At 74.2% G+C, this 20168-nt stretch carries 4 protein-coding genes; 1 reads left to right on the top strand and 3 read right to left on the bottom strand.

Features of this window, described 5'->3' with window-relative positions:
• Positions 1 to 7: 7 nt before the first annotated feature.
• The 3 genes from IMZ35_RS16060 to IMZ35_RS16050 form a co-directional block, all read right to left on the bottom strand.
• On the bottom strand, positions 8 to 418 hold the full coding sequence (locus IMZ35_RS16060; protein ID WP_199441872.1) for a hypothetical protein: 411 nt from the start codon (positions 416 to 418) through the stop codon (positions 8 to 10).
• Positions 419 to 562: 144 nt separating this feature from the next.
• The gene (locus tag IMZ35_RS16055) at positions 563 to 3112 is read right to left on the bottom strand and encodes a bifunctional FO biosynthesis protein CofGH (RefSeq protein ID WP_199441871.1); all 2550 of its coding nucleotides are present in this window, start codon (positions 3110 to 3112) and stop codon (positions 563 to 565) included.
• A 64-nt stretch (positions 3113 to 3176) separates the two neighbouring features.
• Positions 3177 to 17774, bottom strand: coding sequence for a hypothetical protein (locus tag IMZ35_RS16050; protein WP_199441870.1), 14598 nt, complete (start codon positions 17772 to 17774; stop codon positions 3177 to 3179).
• Here IMZ35_RS16050 and IMZ35_RS16045 point away from each other — a divergent pair.
• Positions 17680 to 20148, top strand: coding sequence for a hypothetical protein (locus IMZ35_RS16045; RefSeq protein WP_199441869.1), 2469 nt, complete (start codon positions 17680 to 17682; stop codon positions 20146 to 20148). The two genes, IMZ35_RS16050 and IMZ35_RS16045, sit on opposite strands and share 95 nt — an antisense overlap.
• Positions 20149 to 20168: the final 20 nt, after the last annotated feature.

Here is a 20168-nt window from a genome sequence, read left to right as displayed (position 1 = left end):
GTCCGGCTCAGACCCTGGTGCTCGCCGGAGGGGTGACGCTCGTCGGCAGGACGTCCTCGGCGGGCAGCGCGATGCGCTGGTTCTGCACGCTCACGCTCACGACCGCCTTGCGCCGCCGGAGGAAGCCGAGCACGAGGCCACCGGCGCCCAGGGCGACCGTGGCCAGCCCCACCGGGCCGGACAGGGAGCCGGAGATCCGGCTCTCGGCGGCCGTGTCGGCGAGAGCGAGCGGGGCGCTCGCCAGGACGAGGCCAGCGGTGGTGCAGGTGACCACTCCCAGGGCCGCGGCCCCGCGGAGCAGACCCGTCCGCGCCAAGTCCTGCTGGACCGACTCCTGCTGGGCCGAATTCCGCTGCGCTGAATTCTGCTGCGCTGAATTCTGCTGGGCGACACCGCCACCCACCACGGAACTGCGCACTGCCGAGCCTCCTCGGAGACAGACTCCTTCACCACTACGGGTGAACTCATCGGACTGGTGACCGCGAAACTACCGAAGCTGTGCAACGCTCGTGTTGACTTCCGGTGAAACGCGTCCGGTGGCGAGACTAGTGGTGGTCGATCTTCACCCGTTGGTGCCCCCCCGGCTCGTGGCGTCCACTGCTCCGTACGTCGTAGTCCTCTGCCGCGCGGTGCGTCCCGCGAGCGCCGCCGTCGCCTCCAGTTGCCGCACGGTCCGCGCCGAGCCGTGCTCCGAGCCCGCCATGCGGCTGATGGTCTCCTCCATGAGCGTTCCACCGAGGTCGTTGGCGCCGCCGCGCAGCACCTCAGCGGTGCCCTCGTCGCCCAGCTTCACCCAGCTGACCTGCACGTTGTCCACCCGGCCGTGCAGCGCGAGGCGGGCGAAGGCGTGCACGGCGCGGTTGTCGCGGCGGCTGGGGCCCGGCCGGGCGACCCCGGCGAGGTAGATGGGGGCGTTGCGGTGCACGAACGGCAGCCCCACGAACTCCGTGAGACCGCCGGTGCGGTCCTGGAGCGCGGCGAGGGTGCGGAAGTGCCCGAGCCAGTGACCGGGGTGGTCCACGTGGCCGTACATCATGGTCGAGGACGAGCGGATGCCCACCTCGTGCGCGGTGGCGACGACCTCCAGCCACGTCGCGGTCGGCAGCTTGCCCTTGGTGAGCACCCAGCGCACGTCGTCGTCGAGGATCTCGGCCGCGGTGCCGGGGATCGTGTCGAGCCCGGCCTCCTTCAGCTCGGTGAGCCACTCGCGGACGCTCACGCCCGCCTTGGCGGCCGCGCTGACGATCTCCATGGGGCTGAACGCGTGGACGTGCATGCCGGGCAGTCGCCGCTTGATGCCGCGCACGACGTCGGCGTAGTAGGTGACGGGCAGCTTCGGGTCGATGCCGCCCTGCATGCAGACCTCGGTGGCCCCGGCGTTCCACGCCTCCTCCGCGCGGTCGGCGACCTCGTCGATCGACAGCCGGAACGCGTCGGCGTCGCGCTCGCGCTGCGCGAAGGCGCAGAAGCGGCAGCCGACGTAGCAGACGTTGGAGAAGTTGATGTTGCGGTTGACCACGTAGGTGACGTCGTCGCCGACCACGGAGGCGCGCAGCTCGTCGGCGAGCCCGGCCATCGTCTCCAGCGCCTGCCCCTCCGCGGTGAGCAGCGCCATCGCCGCGTCGGTGTCCTCCAGGATCTTCGCGGGGTCGTCGGCCGCGAGCGCGAGGCCGCGGGCGACGTCGGCGGGCAGCCGCTCGGGGGCGCTCACCCGCGGCACGGACGTGCGCAGCTCGGCCCAGTCGCCGTAGACGGAGTCGAAGTCGCCGCGCCGGTCGTCGGTGCGGCCCTCGGTGTCGACGGCGGTGTGCAGGTCGGCGCGGCCGGTGGTGTCGAGGCCGCCGTCGGGTTCCTGCCACTCGCGGCCGACGACCGCGGCCGCGGGGTCGGCCAGGCCGTCGGGGGCGGCGAGCGCGTCGACGTGCGCGGTCAGCCTGCTGTCGATCCACTGGCCCGCCCCGGCGCGGACGTAGCGCGGGTACGCGGTGAGGCGCTCGCGGAGGGTGAAGCCGGCGGCGGCGGTGCGCTCGGCCAGCTCGTCGATCAGCGGCCACGGGCGCTCGGGGTTGACGTGGTCCGGGGTGATCGGCGAGACGCCGCCCCAGTCGTCGATCCCGGCGCGCAGCAGCAGCGCGTGCTCGTCGCCGATGAGGTTCGGCGGCGCCTGGACGCTGACGCCCGGCCCCAGCAGCAGGCGGGCCACGGCGACGGTCGCGGCCAGCTCGTGCAGGTCGGCGTCGGGCATCCCGCGCATCGCCGTGTCCGGCTTGGCGCGGAAGTTCTGGACGATGACCTCCTGCACGTGCCCGTACTGCCGGGCGCTGGCGCGGATCGCCATCAGCGACTCGGCGCGCTCGGTGATCGTCTCGCCGATACCGATGAGGATGCCGGTCGTGAACGGCACGTTCACCCGGCCCGCGTCGGTGAGCACCCGCAGCCGGACCGCCGGCTCCTTGTCCGGGCTGCCGTGGTGCGGGCCGCCCTTCTCGCTCCACAGCCGCTCGGCGGTGGTCTCCAGCATCATGCCCATGCTGGGCGCGACGGGACGCAGCCGCTGGAGCTCCTCCCAGGACAGCACGCCGGGGTTGAGGTGCGGGAGCAGGCCCGTCTCCTCCAGCACGGCGATGGCGCACGCGCGGAGGTAGTCCAGCGTGGACGAGTAGCCGCGCGCCTCCAGCCACTCCCGCGCGGCCGGCCAGCGGTCCTCCGGCCGGTCGCCGAGGGTGAACAGGGCCTCCTTGCAGCCCGCCGCAGCGCCCTCCCGCGCGATCTGGAGCACCTCGTCGCGCTCCAGGAACGCCGCGGGCAGCTTGTGCGGCGCGGTGGCGAACGTGCAGTAGTGGCAGCGGTCGCGGCACAGCCTGGTGAGCGGGACGAACACCTTGCGGCTGTAGGTGACGATCCCGCTGCGGCCCTCGGCGAGCAGGTGCGCGTCGCGGACCCGTCCGGCCGCCGCGAACAGCGTCTCCAGGTCCGCGCCGCGCGCGTGCAGCAGCACGGCGGCCTCGGTCACGTCGAGCGTCGCGCCGTCCCCCGCTCTGCGCAGGGCTCGCCGCAGCGCGGCGTCGCTCGGGACGGGCTCGGGCGGCGTCACGGAGATGTCCACAACCACGTCAACGACCCTAGGCGTCCCGTGTTCCCCCGACTGTGCGTAGTGAGGTTGCGCACTCGCCCGATCAGGTGGCCGGCCGGTCCGTGCGCGGCGGCGCGGCGAACCCGGTCCCCGGTGGCAGCAGCACGCCGACGACGGTGCCGGTGCGGTCGACCAGCGGCACGGAGACCTCGGCCTCCGCGGTCCGCAGCTCGCGCAGCGCCTCCGCGCGGGCGGCCAGCACGGCGTCGCGCTCCCGGCGGGCCTGCTCGAAGCGGCGCAGCGCGTCGGCCGTGTCGCTCCGCAGCTCGTTGCGCTCCTCGGAGAGGCGCGCGGTCTCGGCGGCGATCCGGCCCAGCTCCTCGTCCAGCCGGTCCCGCTCGCGGCGCAGGGTCGCCTCCCGCTTCTCCGCGTCGGCGATCCGGACGGCGTTCCCGGAGGCGACGGCGTCCTCCAGGTCGACGGCGTGCCGCCGGATCGCCCGGTCGACGCGCGCGACGTCCCGGTTCAGGGCGTGCGCCGAGTCGGCGAGCGTCCGCAGTTCCGCGATCACGGCGCGCAGGGCGTCGTTGGCCTCCGCGTGCACGTCGGCCGCGTCACGCATCCGTTCCTCCCCGGCAGCGAGGTCCCGGTCTCGTCGGTCGAGCTGTTCGGTGGCCCGCTCGACCCGCCGCCGAGCGGTGTCCGCCTGCTGCTCGCGGACCGTGCGCTCCACCTCCCTGGCGAGGTCGAGCGCGATCCCCGACCGACTGGCGGGTCCGGACAGCGGGGCGTCGTCCTGCCGCGCCTCACCGGCGCGCAGCAGCGCGTCCAGCGCGGCGGCGGCCCGCTTCTCGGCCCGCGCGAGGTGCTCCTCCGCACCGGTGACGTCACCGCCGGAGCGGTGGGCGACGTGCAGGTCCACCTCGGCGTTGATCCGGTCCACGACGGCCCGGTCGTAGGCGCTCGCCGCGGCACGGACGGCCGGGGTGACCGAGGGGTCGCCGAACGGCTCGTCGTGGTCGTCCGAGTCGCTCGTCGGCGTCGGCGGCGTGACCTCGATCGTCGGGGTCGGCGGCGTGACCTCGATCGTCGGCGGCGTCGGAGGCGGCAGCGGCGTCGGAGGCGGCAGCGGCGTCGGAGGCGGCAGCGGCGTCGGAGGAGGCGGCGGCGGAGTCCCGGGGGGCGGGGTGGGCGAGTTCAGCTCGTCCACGGCACGACCCACCTCCACCTTGCGATCCCACCACACGACCTGCTTCGCGTCCGCCTCGTCGCGCGCGGCGTCCGCGGCCTCCCTCAGCGCCGCCTCGCCCGACACGAGGTCGGCGTGCGCCCGCACGGCCTCGTCGCGCCGGGCCGCCGCGGTGTCGCGCGCGCGCTCCAGCTCGGCGGTGCGCGCCGCGTCGCGGTTCCCGGTCAGCGCCTCCTGGGCTGCGGTCAGCGCCTCGGTGCGGGTCCGCACGTCCTGCTCGGCCCTGCGGGTCGCGAGCCACAGGTCGTCGACGGCGCGCTGCGCGCGGTCCACGGCCTCCACGGCCGTGCGCCAGTCGGCCGCTGCGGTCGTCGCGGCGTCCTGCGCGGTGGTGATCGACTCCGGCAGGGCGTCGAGGCCCAGCACGGCGGCGGTCTCGGGACCGGTGGCGCGGACCTGCACCGAACCGGGCGTGCGGACCTCCACCACGCCCTTCCGCCCCCTGCCCACGTCGGCCACGACGCGGTACTCGACGTCGTAGGTGATCACACTGCTGCGTCCCTTCGGCTTGAGCGTCCCGGTCCGGCCGTGCGCCGTGCCGCCCTGCGCGGAGTCCGCCAGTTCGGAGGCGTGCCGCGGCTGCACGCCGGAGCCGGAGAAGTTGACGTCCGGGTTCTGGTGCGCGAACCCTCCGCTGCCGAGACCGACCGCGACGTCGACCCCGGCGGTGTCGCGCACCTCGCTGGACACCGAGGTCACCGACGTCTCGGGCCGCTCCAGTTCCACGCCGTCGCTGACCGCGGTGAGGCGGGGGTTCACCAGCCGCGCGTAGACCCGCACGTCGCCGTGCTGCCGGGAGCCGAACAGCGCCGTGTCGTGCAGCGACGGCACGTCCAGCGCGCCGTCGAGCATCTCCGGCAGCTTCGCCTCCAGCACCTCGGTGGTCAGGCCGGACCACAGCGCGTTCGCGGCGCCGCTGCCCTCGTCGACGAGTTCGCGGCGGGCGCCGGCACGCCGCAGCGCCTCCCGCGCGGCCTCCCGCACGGCCGACGCGCCGCGCAGGCCCTGCACCGACGCCGAGGGCGGCAGCGGGTCACCGGCCATCAGCTGCCACGCCGCCGCGTTCAGCGGGTGACCGTCGCGGGAGTTCAGCGGTGTGCTGGTGGGGGCGTGCGCGGTGCTGCCGGGCCGGGACCCGGTGGAGGTGATCCGGACGTCGTCGGCGAGCGTGCGGACCACCATGTCGCGCTGCTCGGTCGACACCGCGGCGACGGGCACGCCCCCCTTGGTGACCACCAGCTCGAACTCCACCGGGACCGCGAAGCGCGCGGCGGGACCGTTGGCCTTGCGGACCCGGCCGGACTGGTCGGTCGTGGAGCGGGAGTCGGCGATCGAGCGGCCCTGGCCGTAGGAGACGGCGGCGGTGCCGCCAGCGGTGCCGGTGATCGACGGGTCCTTCGCCGGGTCGGCCACCACGCCCGCGCCCGGCGCGCGCAGGCCGGTGCGCCACGACCAGCCGCGGCCCTTCGACGTGGACGACTTCGACGAGCCGGTGACGACGTGCTCGATCTCCACGCCGTCGTTGACGACGTCGGTGAACCTCGGCGCACCGGTCTTCGCCCGCAGCACGACCTGGTAGGTGTCCTTGCCGATCACGGTGCCCGGCTGGTGCAGCAGCAGCGGCACGCCGCCGTCGAGCGCGCTGTCGACCAGGCCGCGCACGTTCTCCTTCGACGTGAGGTCGAGCATCCGGCGCAGGTTGTTCATCGAGTCGTTCAGCACGGCCTCGGGGACGAGCTTCGCGCCGAGACCGGCGTTCTGCCGGTCGAGCGCGGCCCGCGCGGCCAGCACGAGGCCGTCGGTGTCGGGCAGGTCCTCCACGAGGCCGAGACCGATCGCGCCCGGCTCGCCCTCCCGCAGCATCTCCGGGGCGGCCATGGTCCGGCCGGTCGCGGCGGGCGGCCGGTCGGGCAGCGGCGGCAGCAGTCCCGCCTCGCGGGCCTGCGCCTCGTCCAGCCGGACGAACACGCCGCCCGGCAGCTCCACCCGCGACCCGGCCGGGCGACCGGCGCCGTCCCGCAGCAGGTTGGCGTTCTTGCTCTCCGCGACGACGTCGACGTCGGCGGTGTAGCGCACGAGGAACGTGCGGCCCTTCGGCGCGGTCTTGGCGTTGCGGTCCACCGAACCGGCGATCTCCGACTCGGCGGCGCTGGACTCCGACCACGGCGTGACGCGGGCGAACGGCGCCGCGCCACCCGCGCCCGCCGCGTTGCGCGACGGCCTGACCGGAAGCGACAGCTCGGCGGTGACGTCCACCGAGTGGCCCGTGGCGGAGCTGGAGGACGCCTTCGACCCGCCGGACGCGGCGTTCTCGACGACGCCGTCCTCCGCGGCCACGACGAGCTGCGGGTCCCGCAGCGACATCCGCAGGCCGAACGCGCCGTGCCGGTCGGCGATCCGCCGGTCGTGCACGAGGCCGCCCTCCTGCACGCCACCGTCGACCATCGCGCGCAGCGTCGACTTCAGCGCCTCCGGGGTGAACACGGCGTCGATCCGCTTGCGCGCCTCGCTGCCGGGCAGCCCGAGGACGTCGTCGCCGCCCGCCGACTCGGTCAGCTTGGCGATGGTCTCCGCGCGCAGCGCCTCGGTCCCGGTGACGGCCTCGACGTGCAGCCACCTCGGCGGCGGCGGCGCGTCGGCCGGACGGGGCTCGGTGAGGAGCTGTTCGATCGTGCGACCGGGTCGCGCGGACGGGGTGACGACCGGCTGTCCCGGCTGGAACTCCGACAGGTCGCGGGTGGAGGTGGCGCCGGTGGACACGTAGGCGTGGAAGCGGCCCTCGATGGGACGCAGCTCCACCTCGGAGCGCGGGGACGCCGTCTCGGCGCGGGTGTGCACGGCCGGCGTGTGCTTGCCGGGCCGTCCCGGCAGCAACCGACGCACCCAGCGCTTCTTCCTGCTGTGGCTGGTGATCGTCACGTCGAACACGACGTCGTGGCCGAAGACCTCCGAGTCGGCGGTGCCGGTGTTGAGGGTCGTGCTCGCCGCGGTCGGCCCGGCGGAGTTCTTCGTGGTGGACGTGCGGTTGTAGCGGGCGGTGACGATCGGCGACGGCGCGAGCGTCGCCCTCGCCAGCGGCTTCGGGATCACCGCGCGGCCCTGCACGCCGACCGAGGTGGTCTTCTGCGTCGTGGTGGAGCTGGTCAACGACGGGGACGCCGCGTTGCCGCTGCGGACGTTGCGGTCGCCCGCCCGGCCCAGGTGCTCGCCGGGGCCGAGCAGCCGCGCCTTGACCGTGACGGTGACGTACTCGTCGCTGGCCTTCCCCTCGCGCTTGAGCCGCGCCTGCACGCCGGGGCCGAGCAGGGTGTCCATCGACGCCTTCAGCGCGCCGGGCGAGAGCTTCGCGTTCAGCTCGCGCTGGTTCTCGCTCTGCGCGGTGACGCCGCCGAGCAGGTCGCCGCCGCTGCGTCGCGGCGGCTTCCAGCTCTGCGAGAACGACGGGAGGGCGTCGGCGAAGCCCGGCAGGCCGCGGATCGCCCGCTCCACCTGCTGCTGCACCTCGTTCGCGCCGTCGAACCTGCCGATCTTCACGTCGCCCGCGGCGAGCTGCGCGGCCAGGTACGGCGGTTCGTAGCGGGTCTCGTCCTTCACGAACTGCTCGGCCGGCGTGCCGTCGGGCACGGGCAGGCCCTGCGCGACGGCCTCCGGCAGGCCGACCCGCAGGAACGCCGTGGCGTCGTAGAGCCTGCTGCCGTTGGGCGTCTCGATCTCCAGGTCCACGCCCATCTCGTAGAGCCCGGCGTCGCCCCTGAGCGCGACTCCCCTGCGGGACGTGGTGGACGTGCCGGTCTGCGAGGTCTCCTCGGTGCGCGCGGAGTGGCCGAACACGGCGCCGCCGAGCCCGCCCGCCGGTGCGCCGTCGGTGCCGCTGAACGAGCCGACGACCCCGCCGCCGACGCCGCCGGACACGTCGTAGCCGCTGCGCACGGCCGACTGGAGGCCGGTGGACGTGGTGGTGACGTCGTGCAGCCGCAGCTCGGGCGAGCCGGTCACGCCGACCAGCGCGGCGGTGCGCGGGCGCAGCCGCATCCGGACGACGCCGCGCTTCGCGCCGTGCGGGCTGACCAGGTCGGGCGAGGTGACCCAGCCGCCCTCCAGCAGCTCGCCCATCCGGTCCCGCACGCCGGTGGCGCTGACGAAGTCCCGCAACTCGCGGCGGCCGTCCGCGCCGAACTTCGTGATCGAGGGGTGCAGCAGCGCGGAGACCTCGTCGAAGATCCGGTCGGAGTCCAGGTCGGTCACGGCCTCGGGCACGGGGTGCTCCAGGCGCGGCCCCGTGCCGGGCGGCAGGGTCACCGTCCCCAGCTCGGGGTCGGCGGGCGTCAGGTCGGCCAGGTCGTCCGGCACGTGCAGCGTCACGCCGCCCTCGACGAGGCCGTGGCGGCGCAGGCCGGTCTCCGGGATCAGCTCGATCAGGTAGTCGACCGGCGTGTCCAGCGCCTTCGAGCCGCCGCCGGAGCGGATCTGCCGCTGGTCGGTGACCGACGACGACGTGGAGGCGGTGGTCACCGGGGTCGCGAGCGGCGTCGTGGCGGCGAGATGGCCGTAGACGCCGGGGCCGGTCGCGAGCGCGGCCACGGTGACGTCGTGGGCGTTGCTCACCGACGACGTGGTGCCGGCCGAGCCGGTGTGCGCGGACGTGACGTCGATGCGGGTGTTGACCGCGGGAGTCACCGGTGGGGCGGGCGTGCGCAGCCGGGCGGTGACCTTGACCTCGTACTTCGTCCCGCCGACGCTGACCGGGAACCTCCGGCCCCGCCCGGTGAACGACTCGAGGTCCTCGCCGAGCGCGCGGGCGACGGCGTCGACGCCCACCGGCACCACGCCGTCGCGGGCGGGCAGCATCCGGGTCACGGTCGCGGCGACCTCCGGGCCGCCGCGCACGCCCGTCGGCACGACGCCGCCGAGCGCCTGGTTCTCCTGGAGGTAGCGCGGCAGGTTCGGCAGGTCGCGCACCAGCAGCGCGTGCGACGGCGGTGCGCTGCGCGGTGCGGGGACGAGGCCGGCCAGCTCGGTGCCGTCGTCACCGGGCCGTGAGCCCGGCACGTCGCCGAACCGCTCGAAGTCGCGACCGCCGTCCACACCGACCCACCCACCCGAAGGATCGATCGTGGTCACCGCCGGCGCCGCGTACACCTCGCCGCTGTGACCCGTGGCCCGCAACCGCTCCAGCAGATCCCGCGCCGGACTCCCACCCGTCGCCGGATCGACCGCCCCCACCTCGCAGGACCACGCCACCACCGGCGAATCGGAAGCCGTCCCGGCAGCACGCATCAGAGCGGTGCCGCGGATCAGGTCGGCCATCGCCGCACCACCGACCCGCACCACCCCACCACTCCTCAACCGCACGTCGAACCCGTCCGAGTGGCCGTGCGAATCCACGTGGAACGCCGTACGACCATCACGCCCCCACGGCGTGCTCACCACGTCGAAGTCCACACCCCCGACCCCGCCACCACCGGTACCCGCGAACGTCTCCCCGTACCGCCGGTACTCCGTGGCCCCAACGCCCGTGGCCGCCCCCATCGCCACCTCGTCACCCGCACGACTCGGAAACGCCACACCCACGACCCGACCCGACGCATCCGTCAACGGCAGGAAGTCCACATCAGCCGCCGTGAGCCCCTCCACCAGAGGAACACCACCACCACCGCGCTGCGACGGACCGGGAGGGGCGTCGACCCCGGCGACGTCCGCGTCGGTCCGCAGCCGCTCCGCCTCCGCCGTGCGTGCGGTCGACTCCGGCAGCTCCTCCGCCCGCGCGGTCGCCTCGGCGTGCGCGGCCTGCGCCCACGTCAGCTCGTGGTCGGCGCGCAGGTAGTCGCCCCACACCTCCTCCAGCGACGACGGCTCCGACTCCTCCGGGGCGGTGTCCGGCTCCTCGGGAGCCGGGGTGGAGTCGCTGCCGGGGTCCTGGTCGGCGGGCGCGGGGTCGTCGGCGTAGACCAGCGCCGGAGGATCGCCGGGGCTGAACCGGACGAGCGGCTCGTTGCTCGCGCTGTCGGCCTGGTGGCGGGCGACGATGTCCTCGTAGATCGCGTGCTGGAAGTCCCCTTCGGGCGACCAGTAGAGGTGCGCACCGTGCTGCACACCGACGTTGCGGTGCGTGAGCAGCCAGACGACGTGGTCGTAGTCCTCCTGCGACAGGCTCGTCCCGTCCTGCGGCAGGCGGACGTGGAACAGGTCGTGATCGCCGGTGACCTCGCGGAACTCCCCGTCCGCCGTCCTGGCCCGCACCACGCCGCGCTCGTCGACGTCGAAGCGCCCCTCCTCCTGGAGGCGCCGCATCTCCTCGGAGAGTTCCGCGTGCTCGCGCTGGCGCTTGGCGAACGCCGCCTCCACCGCGGTCCTGGTCTCCGGGGTCATCGCGGCGAGCTCCGCGCTCGGCGGGAGCACCGGTGAGAAGAACCCGACCAGGCCGATGTCGTCGGGGGAGGCGCCGATGAAGGTGTCCCACTTGTTGATCGTCTTGGCCTTGACGTCCTTGGGCTTGGGAACGGCGCCCTCCTCCAGCCTGCGCACCGCCGTCGGGTTCGTCGGCCGGACGTCCAGGACGAGCCCGAACCGGTCGACCACGGCCTGGAGCCGCTGCTGGTTCTTCCGGGGCAGACCGAGGTTCTGCTCCAGCTCCTGCGCGGTGACGGTCTCGGTGTGCGGCTGCGCGGAGCTCCAGTCCTCCGACGGCGTGGTGCGGCCGTCGCTCCCGGTCCGCTGAGCGGACGGGGACGTCCACTCCGACGTGCGGAAGGGCGTGCGACCGGCGGGGCTGCTCTCCGGCGCGGTCTGCGGGTTCGCGTCGAGAGCGTCGAACAGCTCCTCGACGAAGGTGTCCGGTGCGAAGCCGAGTTCGACCCTCGGAGGGGTGGCCGACACCCGCGAGGAGCTGTCCGACTCGTCGTCCGAGGAGGGCGGGGTGTCGTCGTCGGACATCGGTGGCGTGTCGTCGTCCGAGGGCGGCGGTGTCTGGTCCTGCGGCACGTCGCCGAACCGCTCGAAGTCGCGACCGCCGTCCACACCGACCCACCCACCCGAAGGATCGATCGTGGTCACCGCCGGCGCCGCGTACACCTCGCCCGTGTGACCCGTGGCCCGCAACCGCTCCAGCAGATCCCCCGCCGGACTCCCACCCGTCGCCGGATCGACCGCCCCCACCTCGCAGGACCACGCCACCACCGGCGAATCGGAAGCCGTCCCGGCAGCACGCATCAGAGCGGTGCCGCGGATCAGGTCGGCCATCGCCGCACCACCGACCCGCACCACCCCACCACTCCTCAACCGCACGTCGAACCCGTCCGAGTGGCCGTGCGAATCCACGTGGAACGCCGTGCGACCGTCCCTGCCCCACGGCGTGCCCACCACGTCGAAGTCCGCACCTTCGACCCCGCCGCCGTCGGTGCCCGCGAACGTCTCCCCGTACCGCCGGTACTCCGTGGCCGCGACCCCCGTGGCCGCCCCCATCGCCACCTCGTCACCCGCACGACTCGGAAACGCCACACCCACGACCCGACCCGACGCATCCGTCAACGGCAGGAAGTCCACATCAGCCGCCGTGAGCCCCTCCACCAGAGGCACACCACCACCACCGCGCTGCGACGGTCCCGGCTTCACCGCGTCGTGCAAGGCGTCGATCTCCGCGACCTCGCGGTCGATCCCCCGCTGCTCGGAAGTGGTGCCCCGCTGGGAGGTGCTGGCGGCGGTGGTGCCGTCGTCCACCTCGCGACCTTCGCTCCCGTCCCCCGCCCGAGACGCGTCGGTGGTCCCGGTCGCGGGCTCGGGCGGCGTGCTCGGCCCGGCCTGCCGCCGGGCGTTGTACTCGTCCACCCGCCCGTCGAGCGCGGCCTTCTCCCGCAGCCACTCCGCCTTCGCCACGTCCGCGTCGGCCCGCAGCCGTGCCGCCTCGGCCGTGCGCGCCTCCAGCTCCGCCGTCAACGCCCGGTGCTGCTCCCGCGCACGAGAGTGCTCGCGCGACGCGTCGCTCAACACCCGGTCCGCACCGTCCTGACGACGTTCGGCAGCCCGGAGCGCGTCCTCCGCGCGCGTCGCGGCGGCCTCCGCCTCCCGTGCCCCGCGCGTGGCCTCCTCGACCCGCGTGGCGGCGTCCCTCGCCTCGTCGGCCGCCATCCGGGCCTCTTCGCGCGCCTTCGGCAGTGCCGCCGCGGCCTCGTCACGAGCCGTCTCCGCCTCGGTCAGCTCACGCTCGATCCGCTTCAGCGTCCCGTCCAACGACGTGGTGTCCGTCGCACCACCCCCCACCGCCTCAGCACGCGCCTTCCGCACCTCCTTCCGGTCCTCGGTCAGACCCTCGACGAGCTTCCCCCGATCCGCCGCGGTCCTCGCCAGAGCGTCGGCCTCCTTGGCCGTCGTCTCCGCCCGCGCGTCGGCGAGTTCCGCCGCCCTCTCCAGTCGCGTCCGCTCCGCGACCAGCTGCTCGGCGTGCTCGCGCGCCTCCCGCGCCGGTCCGCGTGCCTGCTCCACACCGGAGTCGGCGGTCTCCGCGCGTTGCCCGGCCCGGTCCAGCGCGAACCGCCGCTCGCGCACCTCGGCCTCGGCCCGGTCGGCCCGCTCGTGGACGTCGCGCCACGTGTCGTCGACCTTCCGCTGCGCCGCGTCCAGGTCCTCCTCCGCCGTGCGCCACGCCGCGGCGGCGTCCTTCACCCTCTCCTGCGCCGCCAGCAGGTCCTGGTCCAGTGGCGCTCCGAGCAGCGTCTCCACCTCGGGCGCGGTCATCCTGACCTGCGTGGACGCGGGCACGGCCACGTCGACCACGGCGGTGCGGCCCTTGCCGAGGTCGGCGACGACCCGGTACTCGACGCCGAACCCGGCCAGTCCCGACTGCCCCCTGGGCTTCAGGGTGCTGACCTTGGAGTCGGTCGCACCGGTGGACGTGGCCGCGCTGTCCTCCCCGGCGCGGCGGACCTCGACACCGCCGGTGGAGAAGTTCGCGTCGGGCTGCTTGTGCGCGAGGCCACCGGAGGCGAGCCCGACACCCACGTCGCCGGTCTCGGTCTGCTTCGCCTCGGTGGACGTGCCGGACACGGAGCTCTCCGGCCGCTCCAGCTCGACGCCGTCGCTGATCCCGGCGAGTTCGGGGTCGACGAGCCGCGCGTAGACCTTCACGTCGGCGTGCTGGGACATCAGCAGCGCGGCCTCGTGCAGCTCGGGGAGGTCCAGCGGACCGTTCAGCATCGCGGGCAGCTTCGCTTCGAGCATCTCGGTGCCCAGACCGGACCACAGGGCGTTGCCCGCGCCGGTGTTCGGGTCGGTGAGGCCCTTCTTGGCGCCCGCCTCCTTCAGCGCGGTGACCGCGGCGTCGCGGACCGCGCCCGCGCCGTGCAGGCCCTCGACCGACGCGTTGTACGGCAGGGTGCCGTGACCGGCCGCCTGCCACGCCCGGACGCTCTCCGGGGTGCCCTCCGACCTGTCCCGCACCCGCGGCACCGGGGCTGCTGCTGGCGCGGGGGGTGCGGTGGTGTCGCCGGCGATCTTCTGGTTGTCGGCGAGGGTGCGCAGCAGCATGGTCTTCGGCGGCTCGCCGGGCTTGGCGGTGGAGGCGGTGGCGAGCACCTGGTCCCCCCTGCGCACGACGAGCTCGAACTCCACGGGCACGTCGAAGCGCGCCGCGGGACCGTTGGCCTTGCGCACGCGCCCCGACTGGTCGGCCGTGGAGTGCGAGTCGGTGATCGAGTTCGCCTGCCCGACGTTCGCGCTGACCAGCGCGCCCGCCGTGCCGGTGAGGTTCGGGTCGGACGTGGCGGGCACGACGGCCGTGCCGGGCGCGCGCACGCCCAGGCTCCACGACGACCCCTTGCCCCGGCTCTCCGACTCCTTGTCGACACCGGTGACGACGTGCTCGATCTCGACGCCGTCGTTGACGACGTCCTTGAACGTCGGCGTGCCGACCTTCGCGTGCAGGGTGACCTGGTAGGTGTCCGCGCCGAAGACACCGGGGTCGTGCAGCAGCAGCGGCACACCGCCGTCGAGGGCGCTGTCCAGCAGGCCCTTGCGGCTCTCCGGCGCGGTGAGGTCGAGCAACCTTCGCAGGTTGTTCATCGAGTCGTCGAGCACGGAGTCCGGCATGAGCTTCGTGCCGCGGTCGCCCAGCTGGGCGCGCAGGTCGGCGACGAGGCCCGCCGTGTCGGGCAGGTCCTCCACCAGGCCGAGGCCCAGCGAACCGGGGCCGTCCGGGCGCAGCGACGACGGCGGTGCGACGCTCACGCCCCCAGGGGTGGGCCGGTCGGGGAGCTGCGGCAGCAGCCCCATCTCGCGGGCCTGGTCCTCGTTGACCCGGACGAACACACCACCGGGCAGCGTCACCACCGCCCCCGCCCGCTTCGGCGACGAGTCGTGCAGCAGGTTCGTCTCCCGGCTCTCCGCCACGATCGACGCGTCGGCCGTCATCTGCACCAGGAACGTCCGGCCCTTCGGCGCGGTCTTGAAGTTGCGGTCGACGGAGGCGGCGATCTCGTCCTCGCGGACGGACGACTCCTGCCACGGCGTCCACTTCCCGGCGACGGCGGCGCCACCCGCCCCCGCGGCCGCGACCGAGGGCCGGACCGGGACGTTCAGGTTGGCGTTGATCTCGACGGCCTGCGCGTCGGTCGTGCTCGCCGACGACTTCGACCCGCCCGACGTGGCGTTCTCCACGACGCCGTCCTCCGCCACCGCGATGATCGTCGCGTCGCGCAGGGACAGGGACATGCCGATCTCGCCCACCCGGTCGGCCACGCGGCGGTCGTAGACCATGCCCCCCTCCTGGAGGCCCTGGTCCACGAGCTTGCGCAGGTTCGCGCGCAGCGCCTCCGGCTCGAACATCGCGTCGACGCGCCGCCGAGCGTCGCTGCCGGGCAACCCCAGGACCGAGTCGTTCCCCGCGGCCTCCTCCAGCTTCGCCACGGCCTCGTCGCGCAACGCCGTGGCGTTCACGACGGCCTCCACACCCAGCCACTTCGGCTTCGGCCCCACCTGCGCCGACTCGCGCGTCAGCAGGTCCTTGATCGTCGGCGTCTCGCCCGGCGGGAGGTCCCGCCGCGTCGGCTCCTTCGGCGCGAACTCCGACATGTCCTTCGTGGAGGTGACGCCGTCGGAGGTGTAGAGGTTCATCGAGCCGCTGATCGTCCTGCCGGGGTGACCGTCCGGCAGGTCCGGCGACGATGCGAACAGCGTCTGCACCCTCGGCGCGCGACGGACCGGCGAGTCCGGCGTGAGCCGCCGGACCCACGGGCGCGGACGGGTGTAGCGGGTGATCACCACCTCGAACTCGACGTCGTGGGCGAACACCTGACTGTCGGCGCTGCTGGCGTTCAGGGTCGTGCTGGCCGTGGTGGGGCCGGCGGAGTTCTTCGTCGTCTTCGTCGCGGAGAACTGCACGCCGACGTTCGGCGACGGCGCGAGCGTCGTCTTCGCCAGCGGCTTCGGGATGACCACGCGACCCTCGACGCCGATCCGGCCCGTCTTCTGCGTCGTCGTGGAACTGGTCAGCGACGGACTGCTCGACCCGCCGCTGCGCACGTTGCGCTTGTCGGCCCGGCCGAGGTGCGTGCCCGGTCCGGTCTTCGCCCGCACGGTGACGTTGACGAACTCGTCGGTGAACGCGCCCCGCTGCTTGAGCTGCACCTGCACACCCGGCCCCAGCAGGGTGTCCATCTTCCCCTTCAACGCCGACGGCGACAACGCCGCCGACAACGCACGCTGATTCGCCAGCCGCTCCGCCATCTCGGCCGAGTCCTTGCCGCTCTTGCGAGCAGGAGCGTCGGCGTCCGACCACTTCGGCAGCAGACCCTCCAGGCCCTCGGCGCTGCTCAGCGCGGTCTCGACCTGTCCCTGCACCTTCGCCGCGGCCTCGAACTCACCGACCTTCGCGTCACCAGCGGCCAACGACGCGGCCAGGTACGGCGGCTCATAACGCCTCGCCTCCGGCTGGAACAGGTCCGGCGTCCCCTCCGGAACACCCAGCCCCTGCTGCTTCGCCTCCGGCAGACCCACCCGCACGTAGGAGACGGCGTCGTAGGTCAGCGGCGTGCCGGTGGGAGTCGTGAACGTCAGCCGCGTCGTCGTCTTGTAGAGCCCGGCCTCGCCCTTGACCTGGACGCCCCGCCGCGAGGACGTGGTCGAACCGGCCTGCGACTGCTCCGTCTTGCGAGCCGAGTACCCACCGGTCAGCGCCGCGTACCCGCCCGTCGGTGCGCCGTCGGTACCGCTGAACGAACCGACCGCACCACCGCCGAACCCGGCGTTCAGGTCGAACCCGCTCTTCGTGGCCGCCGACTGGCCGGTGCTCGACGTGGCGGTGTCGTGCAACCGCAGCTCGGGGCCGCCCGGCACGCCCACCAGCTGCGCGTCGACCAGCTCCGCCGTCACCTGCACCGCGTTGCGGACGCTGCCGTGCGGACTGATCAGGTCGGGCGACAGGACCACGCCGCCGTCGATCAGCCGACCGAGCTCGTTGCGCAGGGTCGCGGGGTTGAGGAAGTTCTGCAGGTCGGTGCGGCCGGGAGCGCCGAGCTTCGTGGCCGAGTCGGGAAAGCGGGCCGCGATCTCCCGGAACGCCGTCTCGGCGTCGAAGTCGACCAGCGCCTCCGGCACCGGGTGCTCCAGCTTGCGCCCCCACGACGCGTCCCCCGGACGCACCACCGGCTGACCGTCGACCGGCGTCGCGTCGGCGAGGTCGTCGGGCACGTGCAGCGTCGCGCCGCCGTCCACGACCGCGCCGGTCGCCGACCGGCCGTCCTGGTCGGTGAGCGTGATCTGGAAGCGGATCGGCACGTCGACGTCGGTGGAGTTGCCGCTCGACCGGATCTGCCGCTGGTCGGTCACCGCCGTGGAACTGGAGTTCGAGACGGCCGGGGCCGCGAGCTGGACGCGGCCGTTCACGAACCCCATCGGGCCGACACCGGCGGTGGCGAGCGCACCCAGCCCGACGTCGTTCGCCTTGGTGATCGCGGTGTTGCTGCCCGCCGCGGTGCCGCTCTGCACGGTCCCGTCGATCCTGGTGCCCACGGGGGGCGCCTTCGGATCGGTGGTGGGCGTCTCCACGACCGCCTGCACGCGCGCCTCGAACCACTTGCCGCCCACCTTGACCGGGAACTTCCGCCCCTGGTCGAGGAACGATTCGACGTCACGGCCGATCGCGGACTCGATCCGGTCCAGTCCGACCGGTGTCGCTCCCCTGACCGTCGGCAGCAGGTTCCCGACGGCGGCGGCGACCTCGGGTCCGCCCCGCACGTCCGTCGCGACGATCGTGCCGAACGCCTTGTTCCGCTGGAAGAAGTCCGGCAGCGCGGGACGGCTCGGCAGCACGGGGCCGGGCGGCGGTGGCGGTCCGGTGCGCCGGGGCGGCGGCACGTCGGAGTCCGGCGTGGCCGCGGAGCTGGTGTTGGGGTTCGGCGCGGAGTTCGGGCCGGTCGGCGTCGCGGCGGTGTTCGGTGCCGGGCTGGTGCCCGTGCTCTGCACCGGGTTGACGCTGCTGGACGGCGCCGGACTGGTGCTCGACTTCGGACCGCCGGTCGGCGTCGGATCGGCGTTCGTCTTCGAACCGGCGGTCGGCACCGTGCTCGTACTGCTGGACGGTGCCGGACTGGTGCTCGACTTCGGACCGCCGGACGAGGGGGCCGGGTTGGTGTTCGCCTTCGAGCTGCTGGTCCGTGCCGGATCGGCGCTCGTGCTGACGCTGCCGGACGCAGGAGGCGTCGTGGTCGTGCGCGGCGGGAGCGCCTGCAGCGGAACGGACTCGCCACGGCCGACCGGCGCCTTTCCGATGATCCGACGCCACACCCTGGCCGGTGCCGACATGGCCGACGACCTGCTCGACTTCTCAGGAGTCTCCTTGGCCGCCGCGTCCGAGGGGGCCTTCCCCGTGCTCGTCCGCGTGGTCCTCACCTCGGGGCCGGGACTCGTCGAGCGCGTGCTGGGCGTGGGCCTGCCCCCACCGGTCGGGGAGGACTTCACGTCCGAACTGCTGCTCCCCCCGCGCGAGTGCCCCCCGATCGAGGTCTTCACCTCGGACTTGGGACCACCGGGGCGCTTGTCCGCGACGGGCGTCGTGCTCGACCTGTCGGTGCTGCTCCGGTTGGTGGAGACGGGCGACGGGCCCCTGCTGTCAGGAGTCGCCCCGACCACGCCCTTGCTGGTCGGCACGGCCGACGCCTTGGGCCCGCCGGTGGTGCTGCTGGGGCTCGCAGGCGTGGGCGGGGTACCCCTGCCGTCCGGCACCGACGACACCTTCGACCCACCAGCCGTGGCGTTCGGACTCGCGGGAGGGGGCGTCGTGCCCTTGCTGCTCGACGGCGACGGCGATGCCTTCGGCCCACCCTGCGCCGCGTTCAGGCTCGCGGGCGGAGGCGGGGTGCCCTTGCTGCCGGACGGCGACGGCGACGCCTTCGATCCACCCTGCATGGTGCTGGGGGTCGCGGGCGGCGGTGTCGTGCCCTTGCTGCCGGACGGCGGCGACGACGCCTTCGGACCACCCGGCGTCGTGTTGGGGCTCGCGGGCGGGGGCGTCGTGCCCCTGCTGCTCGACGGCGGCGGCGACGCCTTCGGTCCGCCGGTCGTGGTGCTGGGTCCGGCGTTGGCGGGCAGTGGCCCGGCCTTGGTCGAAGGCGGGGTGGCCTTCGGTCCGCTGCCCTGCGTGGTGCTGGGGCTGGCGGGCGGGGGTGTCGTGCCCCTGCTGCTCGACGGGGGCGGGGTGGTCTTGGGTCCGCCGGTCGTGGTGCTGGGGCTGGCGGGCGGGGGCGTGCTGCCCCTGCTGCTGGACGGGGGCGGCGATGCCTTCGGCCCGCCGGGCGTGGTGCTGGGGCTCGCGGGCGGAGGTGTCGTGCCCCTGCTGCCGGACGGCGGCGGCGACGCCTTCGGCCCACCCTGCGTCGCGTTGGGGCTCGCGGGCGGAGGTGTGCTGCCCCTGCTGCCGGACGGGGGCGGGGTGGTCTTCGGTCCGCCCGGCGTGGTGTTGGGGCTCGCAGGCGGGGGTGTGCTGCCCCTGCTGCTCGACGGCAGCGGCGACGCCTTCGGCCCGCCGGGCGTGGTGTTCGGACTCGCGGGCGGGGGCGTGCTGCCCTTGTTGCTGGACGGCGGCGGCGACGTCTTCGGCCCGCCCGGCGTGGTGCTGGGGCTCGCGGGCGGAGGTGTCGTGCCCCTGCTGCCGGACGGGGGCGGCGATGCCTTCGGCCCGCCCGGCGTGGTGCTGGGGCTCGCGGGCGGGGGCGTGCTGCCCTTACTGCTGGACGGCGGCGACGACGCCTTCGGCCCACCCGGCGTGGTGCTGGGGCTCGCGGGCGGGGGCGTGCTGCCCTTACTGCTGGACGGCGGCGACGACGCCTTCGGCCCACCCGGCGTGGTGTTCGGGCTCGCGGGCGGGGGCGTGCTGCCCTTGCTGCCGGACGGGGGTGGGGTGGTCTTGGGTCCGCCGGTCGTGGTGTTGGGGCTCGCGGGCGGGGGCGTGGTGCCTCTGCCGTCCGGTGCGGGACTGCTCTTCGGACCGCCGGTGTTGTTGCCGCCGCCGGTGTTCGGCGCGGGACGCGGACCGGGATTGGTGTTGATCTTCGGGCCGTCGTCCGCCTTGCCCCTGATGTTGCTGCGCGCGCCGTCGTCCTTCGCCCGCTGGGCGTTGTCCACCGCCTTGTTGATGCTGACCAGGTTCTTGTCGTACTTCGCCCGGTCGAACGTCTCCACGGTGTTCGCCTCGGTGCTGCGGATCTTCCCGCCCATCGCACCCGCACCCAGCGGACCGAAACCACCCAGATCGGTCGGAGTCTTCGCCCGCTGCGACAAGGCGGCGAACCGCGCCTCCAGATCACCCGCCTTGAGGGAGCGCACCCGTGCGGCGTCGTAGCTGTACCCCTGCGGAGAGTC

This window comes from Umezawaea beigongshangensis, from assembly GCF_016464305.1.
Lineage (GTDB): Bacteria > Actinomycetota > Actinomycetes > Mycobacteriales > Pseudonocardiaceae > Umezawaea_A > Umezawaea_A beigongshangensis.
The sequence above is the reverse complement of the archived record's forward strand: the minus strand, read 5'-3'. Positions and strand labels throughout refer to the sequence as shown.